The organism is Ruegeria sp. AF2 (assembly GCF_056542025.1).
Genome location: NZ_JBQFZC010000002.1, coordinates 154018 through 170851, shown reverse-complemented (window position 1 = coordinate 170851; position 16834 = coordinate 154018). Strand labels below are relative to the sequence as shown.

Here is a 16834-nt window from a genome sequence, read left to right as displayed (position 1 = left end):
TGTTTCAAATGTCCTGTGATGAGCTCTCCGTTTTTGCAGTTCCAAGTTTACTCAGAATAGAGCGTGTCTCGGCCAAATCCGGACCATCGAACCCGGCGACTTCTTCAACCGCTTTTTTGATCCGGTTCAGGCAATCGGGGGTTGGATCAAGCTTTGCCAGCTCTTTGATCGTACGCAGCAGCGGACCAAAATGCCCGCGGTCCAGCGCCAAACTGACAGCCTGCTCGAAATGATCGATACACGCTTCTTCATGACCTTGGGCAAGCGCCAGACGTCCTCTTAGCCGGGTCAAACCGACAATCCAGAATTGTTCACCCCCTCCCAAAGTGATCTTCTCGGCTTCGTCCAAAAGCTCTTCTGCGAGTTCGAGATGTCCGTGCAGGATGGCCGCGTCTGCATAAAGATACAGAAAGAAACTCAACCCCAGCCGGCAGCCGGTATCCCGCCATTCCTGAAGACCAAGTTCGATTTCCTTCAGCGTGCCGTCGCCCAACTCGTTCCGGCGTGCCCATCCGTTCATGATCCGCGCCCATCCACGCCAGAACTGAAACGAGTACTCCTCTGACAGCGCAATCAGATTGGCCGAGCTTTCCAGTACAAGGTCTTCATCACCGCGGAACTGCGAGATCCAACCCAGAAATGCATTTGCAAAGGATTGACTGAAGGGATGCGCTGTTTCTTCCGCGTGAAGCACGGCCTTTTCGATCGCTTCCAAAGCGCTTTTCGTGTCGCCTGACAACCAGCAAGACAGCGCACGATATCCCTGAAGCGCGACGGATAGATCAACGACGTCAAAATCCAGCCCCATGAACCGGTGCTCAAGCGACAGATTGACATCAATCCCTGCCTGCAGATGCGTTAGGGCGTCCTGCGGCTGGCCAAGATATGTCTGTAGCGAGCCAAGTGATCTCTCGGCGGATACAATGGCAAGAGGGCTTTTCAGATCCTGACAAAGCGACACCAGGCGATCCGCATTCTGTTTCGATACAGCATATTCGCCCCCCAGCATTGTCGATCGGAACTGGCCATAGACGACTTTGAACAACCGCTCTGTTTCGCCGTATTCACGACACAAGGTTTGTGCCCGGGCATATGCGGAAAGGACCGAATTGTGTGCGTATCCTCGTACAAACGCCAAAGGAACCGCGATGGTGATTTGCAGATCAATCTCGCGCCGGTCGCGGTCTTGCGACGCAGGCAGTTCCTGCAGACATTCCAGGGCGTGTTGCAGATGGGTGATGGCCTCAACATTTGCAGAATGATCCAATGCCTGGCGCGCGGCCCGCATAAGATTGAGCTCGGCCGCCAAATAATCACCGGCCCGCCAATAGTGATGGCCCAGAATCTCTGGCTCGTGTTTAACAATTTCCTTGTAGTTCTCTTCAAGAACCGCCGCGATTTGACCGTGCCATCTGGACGCTGTCGAACGCAGCATGGATTGATACGCCGCATCCTGTACCAAGGCGTGACGGAACCGATATGTGTCTTCCACGCCTCTCAGCCCGGCGGGAACAATCAACTCTGTTTCAAGTAGCTGCTCCAACGCTCTGGTGATTTCCTGGTCGCTCCATTTCAAAACGTGGCTAAGCAGGTTTCTTTCAAAGTTGCGCCCGATTGCAGCAGCGACCTGCACGATTTCGCGGCTGGCGGATAATCGGTCCAGCCTGGCCATCAAGGAATCCTGCAGAGACTCCGGAATCGCCATGGACAACTCGGCCTTGCTTTGCCCCCGGCTTGCCAGCAGACCGGATTCCATCGCCATTTTAGTCAGTTCTTCGACAAACAGCGGCACGCCATCGGTTCGGTCTGCCAACTGGGTCAGAACCTCATCCGAAGGCCGGATCCCCGAAATGCTTTCAACCAGTTTGAAGATATCGCGCCGGACCAGACGGTTCAGCTCCAAGGTGGTAACATGTGACTGGTTTCGCCAGGGTGACTGGAATTCACTGCGGGCGGTCATCAAGACCAGGCAGCGTCTACTTGATAGTTGTTCAACCCATCCGTCGACAAACTCAAGCGTGGAAGCATCGAACCAATGTACGTCGTCCAGCAACAACATCAGCGGTGAAGATTGTTCTAATCCTGCGCAAAGCCGCAGCAACGCTTCGATCAACGCACCCTTTTCCCGTTCAGGCGCCATTGGTTCAGCTGGGATTGAAGTGTCTTCCAGCGCCACTAGGCGCAGAATGGGCATAACACAGTCAGGATCATCGAGACCGAGTTCAGACAAAAACCCGATGATCTTAGCCCGCTTCTGTTCTGGAGTCTCATCAGGTGTCATTCCGGTCAACGCCGTAAGCGCGTTTTTTATCGGGTAAAATGCGCTGCTTTGATGAAGCGGTGAGCCGAACAGAATGAATTGCGACGCATCTTCTTCGGCCAGGTCATCGCTTAGCCCAAAGGCGATCTTAGATTTTCCGACACCCGCATCGCCGGTCAGCAACAGCACTTGCCCTTCACCTTCCAGCGCACCCTCCCACCGAGATCGGACCAAGGCAATTTCCGCCGTCCGACCGATGGTTGGTGTTTTGTCGTGTGAAAAGTCTTTGCGCCCCGTTTCGAACCCCAAAACCTTCTGCCGGGCCTCAAACAGCTCTAGCGGAGCGCTAATCCCTGCCAATTGCGGCGCGCCCAAAGACACAAAGTCGAGCCGTTCACCAATCAGGCGTCGCGTCACCTCGGAGATCACGACTTGCCCGACCTCGGCAACGGACTGAATGCGCGCGGCCACGTTCGGTGTGTCTCCGAACAGCCACATCTTTTCGTCCAATGACGAGCTGTTGGCGGTGCCAACAACAACGGGTCCAGTGTGCATTCCGATACGAACGTTGGTCGCAACCGGCTGGCTGGAAAATCCAACTTCAATACCCTCTGCCATCTGAGTAATTTCAAGCGCGCACAGCGCGGCCGAATAGTGACTCGCCTCTTGCGCGACGGGGTAACCAAAGACAGCTACAACACCATCACCCGCATAGTTTGCGATCTCACCGCCAAATTTCGCAACCGTGCTACCGACCAGATCGCGATATTGGGTGATAAGCTCACGATAGTCTTCGGGATCAAATTTTTCGGACAACGCGGTAGAACCAACCAGATCGCAGAACATGACGGTCAGTTGCCGTCGTTCCGCAACATTTTCGGGTGCGGGCGTTAGTGGCGGTGAATTGTCTGGCTCTGAGTTGTTGACCGACGCTGATCCGACCAAAGACGCACCGCAGGCCGTGCAGAACTTTGCCTTTTGCAAAGTTGGGGCTCCGCACGCTGTACACGTAAGGGACAGGGCGTTTCCACAGCTTTGGCAATACTTCGATCCGGCAGGATTGGCCGAACCACAATTTGGGCAATTAACGTCAGGACTTACCAAAATGGTCGCCTTCGTAAGTTTAGATAGATCAGGTCAAAATTAGAAACGATAGAACGAAATCACGGCTTCTTATAACATAATATCAACAATGCGTCGCCCAACAATTCCTGATGGATGAACCAGGCTGCAACTTTACCCGGCGCAAAACCCCGTGGATCAACAAAATTACAGGGTTTCCTTGGGGTGGCCGGGATCGCCCGACCTACCTTTAGCCGTTGCTCGACCCAGCTTCGGGGCGTACGAATCCCTGAATGCGATCAACGTTCATGACCTGAAAGAATGGGCTCTCGCTCCCTGGGGCAGAAAGAAAAAGGTGACCATTTTTTTTCAGGAACTTCGAAAAATCCGATCCTTTGCTCAGGTGTTTTTTAAATGCCTTTTCGTTTTTGTAGATTTCCACGAACACAATCTTATCGTCATCGCATGGCGGGACCGAGTCCGCGCCACCTGAGTGCACAAGGTAACCCCAGGTATCAGGTTCGTTTTTCTTGACGTCCCTAGCAAGCTGCCGGAGTGCAGCAATACCTTCGGACCGGGTTTCTGGGTTCAGATACCAAATCGCAATCGTGGTTAGCATTTCCTCGCTCCTTTCATGGGTTGGACCGATCGTCTAAATGCGGGTCCAACGGTTTGGTTGCCGCTCAATATTGGCAACGTCACCGGCGGAACGGGTCGCTAATCCTGGGCATTTGTCGAGTTCAATTCTTCACTTACTGCGCAGGTCTTTGGCCACCTTGAACCGGTGACACGGTTCCGCCGAAAAATAGTCTTTGACAAGTATCCAAGCGGTGATGGTTATGCATCCAGCTGCAAGTCGGCCGCACGTGGAAGAATGCGCCCGAACTCACCGCCACCGAGGCTGTGTTTGACCTGCGTGTATATCATAAAGACGGGCGTAAATCCCGAATTTATGTTGTGACCACGCCTTCTGCGACCCATTCGTCGAACTGGGCCAATACATGATCGCAAAACGCGGCATCGTTGATATGTGCGTCTATTTCGGTCATAGGAACGCGCCCGGGCATGACTTTACGGGCCTCATCCATCATCTCGGCCAGGGCTTCGGGATCATACGCCTCTTCACCCTCCTTGTCCCAGGCTTCGACCCCGTGAACGGGCAGAAAAAAGTGAACCGGGCCAGTTGCGGCCTCCAATCGGTTGGCAAGCTCCCGCACCCAGGCACGGCGTTCATCGCCATTGAAGACCGAGCTTTTTATCAGGCGGTTGTGTTCATGAAATGGACGGTCGGCATACTGGTCAGGGATGTCCTGCCATCCGGCAAAGTCCAAAAGGTCCAGCGCGCCTGGCGCAACCAGCTGTGGTGTGCCCACACGCCCGGCATTTGTCACGCGATCCTCACCGCTGGAGACCACGGAACCCGCCATCAGGTTCCCGAATTCCTGCATGCAGAAGTCCATGACGCAGGCAAACGCCCCTTCACCCGCCAGTTTTTCGAAAGCCATGCCGCCCATTCCGGTGGAATGAAAAACGGCAACCTCGAACCCGCGCTCTTCCAGCGCTGGTTTGAGCGTTTTCATGTAGCGCAAACACGAGGATCCAAGACTGGTCATCCCAATCAGCGGTTTGCTACGATCCGGTACAGTGGCAGCCTTTGCGGCACCAACAACAGCGCCAGCAGCTTGCGCAAGCGAGGATTGGCAGATCGAATTCATACCGTAGAGCCCCCCGGCCCACAGGATCATCTGAATGTCCGGAGCCAGTCGGTGCGGCGGGATCAGCGGAGAAAAACTGACGGTCGACACGATGTATTTAGGCACTCCCATGGGCAAGGCCTGTGCACAGTCCAGGGCCAGATCGGTGCCCATAGTGCCCCCGGTCGCCAGCATCCCGTCAAATCGCCCATCCGCATAGGCTTGGGTAACGGCCTTTGAGGCACCGTCTGACATCACGCGAAAGGCTTTGTTCTCGTCCCCTTGTGCGATGACATCTTCGATGGTCATTCCAGCCGCTTGGGCGACGTCGTGCTTGGAGATGTCGGTTGGCTCCAAAGGGTCGCCCAATACCGAGACATCCATCGTCAACACATCCGCGCCCTGCGCCTTGATCGCCTGTTCGATGAACCGCATCTCGGGTTCTTTCGTGTCGTAGGTCCCAATCAGCAGGATTGTCTTTGTGGTCATTGGTTCCTCCTATTCATGCGACCTATGGGCCCCAGACAAAGCGGTGAAGACATGTCGTACAGACACCCCGCAGTCAGAGCTTTATCCAGGCGGTTTTCAATTCAAAGTACTTCTCAAGCGCGTGCAAAGATTTGTCATGCCCGTTCCCGGATTGACCCACGCCCCCAAGCGGAACGGTCAGGTCCGAGCCGCCATAGGTGTTCACATGCATGACCCCGGTCCGCACTTCGGCCACCATGCGATGCGCGCGACTGAGGTTTGAAGTCCAGACTGCGCCTGCGAGCCCATAGACTGTGGCATTGGCAAGCCGGATCGCCTCGGCTTCGTCATTGAACGGGGTCACGGCCAAGACTGGGCCGAAGACTTCGTTCTGAAACAGATGATCCGTTTCTTTGACACCTGCCATAACTGTGGGGGACATATAGTAGCCCCCGGTTTCGGTCAGAATGCGGTTTCCGCCCGTACGACGTTCGGCACCTTCAGCTTCGGCCTTGGTAACGAACTCCAAATTGGCCTCTAACTCGGGCAGGCTGTGCACGGCACCAATCTGGCTGTTCAGGTTCAACGGATCACCAACGCGATAGGCTGCGGCGTAGCGCGTGATCTCGGCGACAAAATCCTCGTAGATGTCCTGCTGCACCAGCAGGCGCGAGCCCGCGATACAGACCTGTCCGGAGTTGCGGAAAATCCCGGCGGCCGAGACCTTGGCGGCCTCGGTCAGATCCGGGGCATCCGCAAAGACGATGTTCGGAGACTTGCCGCCCAATTCCAGATAGCAGCGTTTCAGATTGGACCGCGCCGAGTATTCCAGCAGTCGCCGACCTGTCGCGCCGGATCCCGTGAAGACCATGATGTCCACATCCATCGACAAGGCCAAAGTTTCCCCCACGACCGACCCGCGCCCGGTCACCACGTTGAAGACGCCATCCGGAACTCCGGCTTCGGCAGCCAGCTCAGCGATTTTAAGCAGGCTGAGCGATGCGCTTTCTGCAGGCTTCAAGACGATGGAGTTGCCCGCCGCAAGGGCAGGGGCGATTTTCCAACTGCCAATCATCAGCGGGAAGTTCCAGGGCACAATCGCCCCGACAACACCGACAGGCGCATGATGTACGAGGCCAAGAACATCGTTGCTCGTCGGGGCAATCTGCCCGTAAATCTTGTCGATGGCTTCGGCATAGTAGCGGAAAGTGGCCGCAGCCGAGAGCGCCTCGGCCTTATAGGCCATATTGATCTCGGTTCCGTTGTCGCGTACGCCCAGCACCGCGATCTCAAGCGCACGGGATTCGATCAGATCCGCCAGTTTCAGCAGAACCTTCTTGCGTCCTGCAGGGGCCATGCGCGACCACCGGCCATCCTCAAACGCGGTCCGCGCGGCGCGCACCGCTGCATTCACATCCGCCGGGCTGCCCTCGGCGATTTGAGCGAGAGGCTGGCCGTCGATGGGCGACAGCACCTCATGCAGGGCGCCAGTTTCACCGGCACGGAAATCGCCATTGATAAAGTGTCCGCGTGGGGCAATCTCCTGCACGCGCAAGGCATCGATGGAAGACTGATCCATGAAAGCTATCCTTGTTGGTTCGGGTGGTCGGAATCCACGGCTGGGACATGGGGTTCGGGGCGCAGCTTGTTTTTGAACTCGTAGTACAGCGTGCGGAAATGCAGGATCAGGATCAGCACAATCAGGCCGAACAGAATGGCTGCGATGGGCCGGTCGATGAAGTCCAGCGGCGTCTTGACCCGAGCCATTGCGCTGCGAAGCTTGGTTTCCATGATTCCACCCAATACCATGCCCAGGATGATCGGGACGATCGGCAGATCAAGCCGTTTGAGGATCAGACCAAAGACGCCAAACCCCGCAGCGATCGCGCAATCGGTGATCGAATTGCGCAGGCTGTATACTCCGACAAAAGCAAGGATCAGGATCATCGCGCCGAGGAAGCGTGTGGGGATTTGAATGATCTTTAACAGCAGGTTTGTCGAAAACAGCAGAAAGACCAGAACGATCACATTCAGCAGGATCAGCGCCATATATAGGGCCATGACGAAATCCATCTGGTTCTCAAACAGTTGCGGGCCGGGGATCACGTTGTGAACATAGAAGACCGACAGCATCATCGCCGTAAGCGCTTCGCCGGGTATACCGAGGGCGAGTAGGGGGATCATCGCTGCCCCCGGCACGGCGTTGTTCGCGGCTTCAGATGCCACCAACCCTTCGGGCGAGCCATCGCCGAATTTGTCGGGATTTTTCGAGCTTTTCTGAGCATAAGTGTATGACAGAAACTGCGAAGTGAACTCACCCGTTCCCGGCACCATGCCCATGAATACCCCGACGCTTGAAGAAACGGTAGCGATCCGTTTCAGGCCCAACAGTTCCTTCAAACCTGCAAAGATATTCCCGCTGACATGGGTGTCCTCTGGAGCGTGGTTCTTTTCCAACAGCAAAAGAAAAGCCTGGCTGAGCGCAAACAGGCCCAGCACAACCACGATCAGGTCAACGCCTGACGCCAGCCAACTTTGATCGAATGTATAGCGGCGCGTATATTTGACGGGCTCCAGTCCGACCGTGTTCAAAAAGACGCCAAATGCAGCAAGCATACCTGCTGCAAAGATCTGTCCTCGATGGGCTAAAACGACCAGAACAATACCTAGCAACGCGGCCAAAAAAATCTCGCGGCTGCCAAAATGCGGGGCGATCATGGCCAACACGGGCGAGAGGACCATCAGGCAGATGATGGCAAAGACCCCCCCGAAGAATGAAGCTGAATAAGCCAGCGATAACGCCCTGTGGCCTTGGCCGCGCTTGGTCATTGGATAGCCATCATAGGTCGTCAGCGCATTGACCGCCGTGCCGGGCGTGTTGATCAGGATGGCCGGGATCGCGCCGCCATACATGGATGATCCGTAAATCCCCAACAACAAGGTCAGACCGACGATGGGCTCAAAGGCAAAGGTTGCGGGCAACAGGATGGCGATGGCAACGGCAGCGCCCACACCGGGCAGCGCGCCGATGATGACACCACCGATCGAGCCGATGAACAAGGCCACGATGACCTGCCATTGCAGCAGGATTGAAACACCGGACAGAAGGGTATCCATACGTGCCTCCCTACAAATATGTCAGCGCAAAGGCGCGGATCGAGTCGGGAAGGTATTCATAGACAGCCCCTGCTGGGATTTTGACTTGCAGAAACGCTCGGAACACGATGGTGACGACGAAGCCGAACAGGGCTGCGATGCCGATCGCGCCCGAGCCTCGAAACCCTGAGCGCAGCGTCAGAAACACCGCGAACAACATGGTGGACGGCAGATAGCCAAGCTGTGGCACCAGTAGGACATAAATCAGGAAATAAGCCACATATTCCAGAGACCGGACCCAAAACCCGACCTCGGCCCAACGACCATCGATCCGATCGGATAAGGCAGAGCTGAGCCAATGTAAAAAGCTGAACAAGACCATGCACCACACGGCAACGGTGGGCCACAGACCGGGTTGAGCAAACCATTTGGTCCGCTTGACGACCTGTGTCTGCTCCCCAAGCTGAGACAGCAGAAACACCGAGAAAGCCAGGAACAATACGGCAAAGACAATATCACCCGGACGGCGATACCGTTTGAACATGTCCTGAAGCGTTCTTGCGATCATTTCATCCTCCCAGCCCTATGAAGAAGGCGCGGAAATCACTGCCCGCGCCTCGATCCGGGGTGTTACTCGCCTAGAATCTCTTCTATTTTGGCGAATGACGCTTTATCTTGCTCGATCTGGGCATTCGAAGCATCGGGATCCTGCCAATAGATCAGCGCACCGGTTTCTTCGGCAAGCTTTTTAGCCTTGTCCGATTGCAGTGCTTTTTGGGCTGCGGCGGTGATTTTTTCGCGAGCCTCGGGCGGCGTGTCTTTGTGAACAAACAATCCGTTCCACAGCGCCAATGGCAGGTCTGGGTTAAGCTCAACCACTGTCGGCGTATCCGGTACCAGAGCGATCCGGTCGCCGCCGATGCTGGCCAGCACGTTCACTTCATCCAGACAGGGCAGAATAAGCTGGAGCGTGGTGTTGATGACATCAACGTCACCGGACGCCAAGGTGTTGCAGTCCAGCGCATCGAACGCGGCTTCGCTGGCAAAGTCGAAACCGCTGCTGACAGCGGCGGCAAAAGTAACCTGCGTGGGTGGCAGAACCGAGCCAAAGTGGCCGAGTGCCACGTCGTTTGACTTGCCGTGTTCCACCAACTCATCCCAGCTTTGGAACGGGGCGTCTTTGCTCGACGCGATTACGAACGGGTAGGTCAGGAAGATGCCGATCGGTTCAAACGGGTTCGGGTTCAATTCAGGAATACCAATCTCGGGCCCGATGACCGGAACACCAATCACAAACGACCCGATCGTATAGCCATCCGCCGGTGCTGTGGCGACTTCGACTGCGCCGGGGAAAGGACCACCACCGCCGCCGGGCTTGTTCACAACAGCTGCCGGTACCCCGTACATCGCCTGAAATTCATCTGCGATCATTCTGGTCAGGACATCTTCAAGATCACCCGGAGGCCAAGGAACCACGAAGGATACCGGCTTTTCGGGGTATTCTGCCAAAGCGGCCGTTGCCGAGGCGGCCATCACGGCTGCCGCAATAAACTTTTTCATTTACACCTCCCAGCGTATGGTTCATTATTTGAACCGTGTTAACAATAATAATCTTGCTTTGTTAAGTTCATTCTGTCAAGGATAACCTCAGCGGAAGGAGGCAAAACACATGGGTGCCGCACTTAATGCCCTAAAAATGCTGGACTTATTCTCGAATACGATGGCCGAAATCGGCCTGAGCCAGGCCGCGCGCCTGTCAGGATTGAATAAGGCGACAGCCCTGCGTCACCTACGAGCGCTTGAAGAATTCGGGTTGATCGAACAGAATCCGCAGTCAAAGACCTATACCATCGGACCGGCTGCGCTGCGGCTTGCGGCGCTGCGCGAGATTGCCAAACCCGGCCTTGAAGGCGCGCGCCAGAAAATGCACTTGGCCATGCAAGAGGTTGGCGAAAGCCTGCACCTGACGCTGCTGGAACAGGGCAGTCTGCAAACCGCCATTGTGGTTGAGACAACCAAGCACAGCGTTCGCGTCAGCCTTGATCCAAGCGAGATCATCCCGGTCAACGCGACTGCGGCTGGTCTATGTATGCTCAGCTTTGGCCCACCTTTCCTGCTGGATCGTCTGGATCAGGAAGCGCAGGTACGTTTCACCGAATCCACTCTGACAGACCCGGATCTGATCAGGGAAAAAGTTGCTCTGATCCAGCGGGCTGGTTGGGCCAACAGCAATGGCAGCTATGAAGAGGGCGTTTTCGGATTTGCGACCCCAATCTTTGGCATCGACCAAGTCGCCCTTGGGACCATTTCGATCGCGGTCCCAGAAATCAGAGCTACCCGTGAACGCCTGCCCGTGATTCTGAAATCCCTTCAATCCCTCTCGCGCGATCTGACCGCAAATTTCGGCGGCCAGATGCCCGAGACTTTTCCAACCGAGTTCCACCCATAAGCGATAGTGGACAACCCCCGGAGAACCGCGACATGAAAGACTCCAACTTCCTCAAGGAGAACAACGCCCGCCATTTCTGGCATCCGATGGCGCACCCGGCTGACAGCCGGAACAACCCTCCGACCATTCTGACCTGCGGGGAAGGGGTCAGCATCATCGATGTGGACGGGCACAAGGCCATCGACGCCGTGGGTGGCCTTTGGAACGTCAATCTGGGCTATTCCTGCGATCCGGTGAAACAGGCGATCACCGATCAGCTAAATGCGCTGCCGTATTACTCGACCTTCCGGGGCACGAGCAATGACAAGGCGATCGAGCTGTCTTACGAATTGGCGCAGTTCTTTGCCCCTGACGGGCTTACGCGCGCCTTCTTCACCTCGGGCGGATCGGATTCGGTGGAAATCGCACTAAAGCTGGCACGCCAGTACCACAAAGTCCGGGGTGAGGCCGGTCGCACCAAGTTCATCAGTCTCAAACAGGGATACCACGGCACCCATTTCGCTGCCGCTTCGGTTAATGGCAATCAGAAGTTCCGCGCCGTGTATGAACCCATGATGCCAGGCTGTTTTCATGTGCCTTCGCCTTGGACCTATCGCAACCCGTTTGACGAAACCGACCCTGAACGCCTGGCTCAGCTTTGCGTCAAAGCGCTTGAAGCCGAGATTGCGTTCCAGGGGTCCAACACGGTTGCCGCCTTCATCATGGAGCCGATTTTGGGCGCTGGCGGTGTAATTCCGCCGCACAAAAGCTTTATGCCCATGGTGCGTGAGGTTTGTTCGAAGAACGGTATTCTGCTGATCTCAGACGAAATCATCACGGCGTTTGGTCGAACCGGTAGTGAAAGCGGAGCGAGACATTGGGGCGTCCAGCCTGACATTATGACGACGGCCAAGGCGATCACCAATGGCTATTTCCCGTTTGGCGCCGCGATGATCTCGGGGGCAGTTGCCGAGGTATTTGAAAATGACACAACCGGCTTGGCATCCGTTGATCAGGGATACACCTATTCTGGTCACCCCGTCGGCGCGGCGGCGGCACTGGCAGCTCTTTCGGAAATCAATCGTCTGCGGATTTGGGAAAACGCTGCAGCACGCGGGGATGAGCTGTTCGAGGGCTTGAAGAAACTGGCTGAAAAGCACGAGGTGATCGGTGACGTCCGAGGGGGCGAGGGCCTTATGTGCGCGCTGGAACTGGTCTCGGACCGCGCAACCAAAGCACCGATTGCCAAACAACTGCCAATACAGGTGCAAAAGGCAGCTTATGAGGATGGTGTGATGGTGCGCGTATCTGGCAACAACATCATCATTTCCCCACCTCTGATTGTCACATCCGACGATGTTGCCAAGATCCTGTCAGCGCTGGATACAGGATTGTCGAGTTTGTAGTCGTCGCGCAGACCCCGCTTGCCAACTGGCGGGGTCAAACCTTAACAGCTTGCAGCTCTTCAAGTAGGTCCAGTAGCTCATCAAGCTTCTCTCGCCCCATCTGCGCCTCAATACTATTTGAAATGGCCAATGACGCTTGAAGGTTGTCTTTCAAAATCTGCCGACCCGCATCTGTAATCATCACCATCGTCCGCCTTTTATCCTGGCTGTCCTGACGACGTGTGACCTGCCCATCGGCTTCCATGCTGCGCAATATTCGCGTCAGGCTGGGCAGCAACAGACAAGCTTCTTTGGCGATAGCGCTTTGCTCGACCTCGCCAAGCTCATCCAATACGCGCAGGACGCGCCACTTTTGCTCGGATATCTGTATATCCTGCAGCATGTCCCTGATGGGGGCCATGATCGTTTCGCGGGCGCGCAATAATGCAATGGGAAGCGACCTTGAGGTGCTCTTGGTATGGCTTTGAGTGTTCATGCCGCCTTCTAGTGTGCTGCCCCAGGAAATGCAAAGATTAACAACGCAACTTCTTGACGACATAATCTCATAATGCTAAACATGTTAATTAATAACGGAGGAATCATGCCGCATTTTCACGTCGAATATTCCTGGAATCTGGAAGACAGGATCGACATGGGCGGTCTGTGCGATTGCATCCGTGCAACGGCCGCTGAGATTGACACCTTTCCGCTAGCAGGCATTCGCGTCCGAGCGATCCGTGTTGATCACTATGCCATCGCAGACGGAAATCCAAAGCATGGGTTCATCGATATCTCGATCCGGCTGCGGGCCGGTCGTTCGCAGGCCGACAAGAAGGACGCAACGCAGCGCATCTTCGAGGCGGCCCGAACCTATCTGGAGCCCGCCATGAGCCAGCATTCCATCGCGCTGTCGCTTGAGATGCGCGACATCGATCCCGACCTCTCCCCCAAAACCGGCACGATCCGCGACCATCTGGAGGCCTGACCATGAGTGACCTGCACAAGAATATTGAACGGCTTGATGGTTTCCTTGCCCGTTTCAAGAGGACTGGGATAAAGAACCGGATCGCAGGAGAAGATCAAGATGGGTCAGCAGGGGTGTTTCAGTCGATCTCTCCGGTGGATAAATCGGTGATCTGCGACGTTGCCCATGGCACGGCGGAAGATATCGATACGGCGGCACAGGCCGCGCATAATGCCTTTGCAGACTGGCGCGACATGCCCGCTACGGAGCGCCGCCGGATATTGCTTAAAGTTGCAGATGGCATTGAGGCAAGAGCCGAAGAGATCGCGCTGTGCGAATGCTGGGATACCGGCCAGACCCTGCGCTTCATGTCCAAAGCCGCCCTGCGAGGGGCTGAGAATTTCCGCTATTTCGCCGATCAGGTGGTTCAGGCGCGGGATGGTCAACACCTGAAATCACCGACACTGATGAACATAACCACCCGCGTCCCAATCGGGCCCGTTGGTGTCATCACGCCGTGGAACACCCCGTTCATGCTGTCGACATGGAAGATCGCTCCGGCACTGGCCGCTGGCTGTACGGTCGTCCACAAACCGGCTGAAGATTCACCGCTGTCTGCGCGGCTATTGGTCGAAATCGCGGAAGAAGCCGGTCTGCCCAAGGGTGTGCTGAACACTGTCAACGGTTTTGGTCCAGACGCCGGTAAGCGGCTGACCGAACATCCATTGATCAAAGCCATTGCCTTTGTCGGTGAAAGCCGTACGGGCAGCATCATTACCAAGCAAGGCGCAGACACGCTGAAACGGATGCATCTGGAGTTGGGCGGTAAGAACCCGGTCATCGTCTTTGACGACGCCGACTTGGATCGCGCGCTGGATGCGGTGATCTTCATGATCTATTCGATCAACGGCGAACGCTGCACGTCTTCTTCGCGGCTGCTGGTACAGGATACGATCAAGGAAGAGTTCGAAGCCAAGCTGATCGAGCGCGTGAACAATATCAAGGTCGGCCACCCGTTGGACCCTGCAACCGAGATTGGCCCTCTTGTAACGGAAGAGCATTACAACAAGGTCACTTCATACTTCGACATCGCCAAGGAAGACGGCGCGACTGTCGCGGCCGGTGGCGTCAAGGTGGGCGAAGAGGGGTACTTCGTACGGCCCACCCTGTTTACTAACGCTAACAATCAAATGCGCATCGCACGCGAGGAAATCTTTGGCCCTGTCCTGACCGTGATCCCGTTCTCGACTGAGGAGGAGGCGCTGCAGATCGCAAATGACACGCAATATGGTCTGACCGGCTATGTCTGGACCAACGATCTGACCCGTGCGTTACGTTTCACGGACAAGCTTGAGGCCGGAATGATCTGGGTGAACTCGGAAAACGTGCGCCATCTGCCCACACCGTTTGGCGGGGTCAAAGCATCCGGCATCGGGCGCGACGGCGGCGACTGGAGCTTTGAGTTCTACATGGAACAAAAGCATGTCGGCTTTGCCACAGGCCAGCACAAGATCATGCAGTTGGGTAAGCTATAGCGGCCCCTCAGACGACAAACGCGCGAAAAACCTTAACTCCAGGAGGAGACCATGGGAGAAATCGTTCTTGCCGCCAAAATGACCCATGTGCCGACTCTGCTCATGTCTGAGCAGGAAGGCCCGGTTAAAGGCAAACGCCAGCCTGCCATTGATGGTCACCGCAAAATCGCGCGCCGTGCAAAAGCGCTCGGGGCGACCACGGTGATCATCTGCGATACGCATTGGGTGATCAATGCCGGGTTCCACATCAACGCCAATGAAAAATTCGAAGGTTTGTTCACGTCGAACGAGTTCCCGCAGTTCATCCAGGACCTGCCCTATTCCTATAAGGGCAATCCTGAAATGGGTGATGCCCTCGCAAAGATCGCGTCGGACAAAGGCGTCTACACTTTAGCGCATCACTTGGACAGTCTCGAACTGGAATACGGTACGCTGGTCCCGATGCGCTTCATGAGCCGCGAGCATGATATGAAAGTCGTCTCAGTCGCGGCCTGGGCCACGGTGCATAGCCATGACGAAAGCCGGGTCATTGGTGAAGCCATCCGTGAAGCGGTTGAGGCCAGCAATGAAAAGGTGCTGTTGGTCGCGTCAGGCTCGTTGTCGCACAAGATCTGGGCGAACAAGGATTATGCCGCCAATAACGGCACTTTCACCATCAGCTCGGAATTCAACCGTCAGATGGACTTGCATGTGCTTGAGATGTGGAGGAACGGCGACCACGCCACGTTCCTGAAAATGCTGGGCGACTATGCCAATTTCTGCTGCGGCGAAGGCTCGATGCATGACACGTCGATGCTCTACGGAGCGTTGGGTTGGGACGCCTATGACAAAAAATGCGAGGTTGTGACCGAGTATTTCCCAAGTTCCGGCACTGGTCAGACCAACGTCATCTTCCCCGTTTAACTGGAGGTTTCAATGCCCGTTCCAGCCCCCAACCTGTACCCCGACTTCAACACGATCCGGCTGAGCCATGTTTGCCTGAACGTCAGCGATCTTGTTGCTTCGCGCAAATTCTACTCGGAGATTCTGGGTTTGCAGGTCTCGGACGAAAGCGACACACATGTCTACCTGCGCGCTATGGAGGAACGTGGACATCATTGTGTGATCCTGCAGAAATCCAATCAGCCGGCGACTGTCGAGGTAATGGGCTTCAAAACATTCGGCGAGGATGATTTGGATCGGGCCGAGGCGTATTTTATATCCAAAGGCCGACCGACCTCATGGGTTGATCGCCCCTATCAGGGCCGGACTCTGTTAACCTCGGACAATATGGGCATACCGCTGGAGTTCTATCACAAGATGGATCGCCTAGAGCCAATCCATCAGAAATACGCGCTCTATCGTGGTGTGAAACCGCTGCGGATCGATCACTTCAACTGCTTCTCGACCAATGTTGATGACAGTGTCGCATTTTATAGTGATTTCGGGTTCCGCGTGACCGAGTATACGGAAGACGAAGACAGCAAGAAACTGTGGGCAGCGTGGATGCACCGCAAGGGTGGGGTGCATGATATGGCCTTCACCAATGGCAAAGGCCCACGGATGCACCACGTGGCCTTCTGGGTGCCAACACCGCTGAACATCATCGATCTGCTCGATCTAATGGCCACCACCGGCTATGTGGACAACATCGAACGCGGCCCGGGGCGACATGGTATTTCGAATGCTTTCTTCCTGTATATACTCGATCCCGACGGACACCGGATTGAGATTTATTGCTCGGATTATCAGACCGTTGACCCCGATCTGGAGCCGATCAAATGGGACCTGAAGGACCCGCAGCGTCAAACGCTCTGGGGCGCTCCGGCGCCGCGCAGTTGGTTTGAACACGGCACATCCTTTGTCGGTGTGGATGTAAACGAGCCAGACCTGTCTGCGTCTCCCATCATCGCACCGTAAGCAAAGTATGCTTGATCTAAAACATCTTAGTATGGGCGGGTTC

General features: G+C 55.7%; 14 protein-coding genes. 6 read left to right on the top strand and 8 right to left on the bottom strand.

What is annotated here, in order from left to right; genetic code table 11:
- Positions 1-4 precede the first annotated feature (4 nt).
- From ACR0NM_RS08570 to ACR0NM_RS08540, 7 genes are all read right to left on the bottom strand, one after another.
- Positions 5-3364, bottom strand: a complete 3360-nt coding sequence (locus ACR0NM_RS08570; RefSeq protein ID WP_480614100.1) for an adenylate/guanylate cyclase domain-containing protein — start codon at positions 3362-3364, stop codon at positions 5-7.
- Between the two features lie 208 nt (positions 3365-3572).
- Complete coding sequence (locus ACR0NM_RS08565) at positions 3573-3941, bottom strand: putative quinol monooxygenase (RefSeq protein ID WP_480614098.1); 369 nt, start codon at positions 3939-3941, stop codon at positions 3573-3575.
- Between the two features lie 331 nt (positions 3942-4272).
- A complete protein-coding gene (locus tag ACR0NM_RS08560; RefSeq protein WP_480614096.1) occupies positions 4273-5505 on the bottom strand; it encodes a Tm-1-like ATP-binding domain-containing protein in 1233 nt (410 codons plus the stop codon).
- Positions 5506-5578: 73 nt separating this feature from the next.
- Complete coding sequence (locus tag ACR0NM_RS08555; protein WP_480614094.1) at positions 5579-7063, bottom strand: aldehyde dehydrogenase; 1485 nt, start codon at positions 7061-7063, stop codon at positions 5579-5581.
- A 5-nt stretch (positions 7064-7068) separates the two neighbouring features.
- Entirely contained in the window at positions 7069-8601 is a 1533-nt protein-coding gene (locus ACR0NM_RS08550) for a tripartite tricarboxylate transporter permease (protein ID WP_480614092.1), read from the bottom strand.
- Between the two features lie 10 nt (positions 8602-8611).
- Positions 8612-9148, bottom strand: coding sequence for a tripartite tricarboxylate transporter TctB family protein (locus ACR0NM_RS08545; protein WP_170394014.1), 537 nt, complete (start codon positions 9146-9148; stop codon positions 8612-8614).
- Between the two features lie 62 nt (positions 9149-9210).
- Positions 9211-10140 (bottom strand): tripartite tricarboxylate transporter substrate binding protein, encoded by a 930-nt coding sequence (locus ACR0NM_RS08540; protein ID WP_170394012.1) that lies wholly within the window; start codon positions 10138-10140, stop codon positions 9211-9213.
- Positions 10141-10249: 109 nt separating this feature from the next.
- On the opposite strand from ACR0NM_RS08540, the gene ACR0NM_RS08535 reads away from it, so the two are divergent.
- Both ACR0NM_RS08535 and ACR0NM_RS08530 read left to right on the top strand, forming a co-directional pair.
- Positions 10250-11029 carry an IclR family transcriptional regulator gene (locus ACR0NM_RS08535; RefSeq protein ID WP_480614090.1) on the top strand — a complete coding sequence of 260 codons (780 nt, stop codon included), beginning with the start codon at positions 10250-10252 and terminating at the stop codon, positions 11027-11029.
- A 32-nt stretch (positions 11030-11061) separates the two neighbouring features.
- The gene (locus ACR0NM_RS08530) at positions 11062-12414 is read left to right on the top strand and encodes an aminotransferase class III-fold pyridoxal phosphate-dependent enzyme (RefSeq protein WP_480614088.1); all 1353 of its coding nucleotides are present in this window, start codon (positions 11062-11064) and stop codon (positions 12412-12414) included.
- Between the two features lie 34 nt (positions 12415-12448).
- On the opposite strand, the gene hpaR is transcribed toward ACR0NM_RS08530, so the two are convergent.
- The gene (gene hpaR / locus ACR0NM_RS08525) at positions 12449-12952 is read right to left on the bottom strand and encodes a homoprotocatechuate degradation operon regulator HpaR (RefSeq protein ID WP_480614086.1); all 504 of its coding nucleotides are present in this window, start codon (positions 12950-12952) and stop codon (positions 12449-12451) included.
- 42 nt (positions 12953-12994) lie between these two features.
- On the opposite strand from hpaR, the gene ACR0NM_RS08520 reads away from it, so the two are divergent.
- The 4 genes from ACR0NM_RS08520 to hpaD (ACR0NM_RS08505) are packed head-to-tail and all read left to right on the top strand — an operon-like array spanning position 12995 to position 16791.
- Complete coding sequence (locus ACR0NM_RS08520) at positions 12995-13378, top strand: 5-carboxymethyl-2-hydroxymuconate Delta-isomerase (protein ID WP_170394004.1); 384 nt, start codon at positions 12995-12997, stop codon at positions 13376-13378.
- 2 nt (positions 13379-13380) lie between these two features.
- Positions 13381-14892: a 5-carboxymethyl-2-hydroxymuconate semialdehyde dehydrogenase gene (gene hpaE, locus ACR0NM_RS08515; RefSeq protein ID WP_170663431.1), complete on the top strand. Its 1512-nt coding sequence runs from the start codon at positions 13381-13383 to the stop codon at positions 14890-14892.
- Positions 14893-14943: 51 nt separating this feature from the next.
- A complete protein-coding gene (gene hpaD, locus ACR0NM_RS08510) occupies positions 14944-15795 on the top strand; it encodes a 3,4-dihydroxyphenylacetate 2,3-dioxygenase (RefSeq protein WP_480614083.1) in 852 nt (283 codons plus the stop codon).
- Between the two features lie 12 nt (positions 15796-15807).
- Positions 15808-16791: a 3,4-dihydroxyphenylacetate 2,3-dioxygenase gene (hpaD, locus tag ACR0NM_RS08505; protein WP_480614081.1), complete on the top strand. Its 984-nt coding sequence runs from the start codon at positions 15808-15810 to the stop codon at positions 16789-16791.
- The last annotated feature ends 43 nt before the right edge of the window (positions 16792-16834 follow it).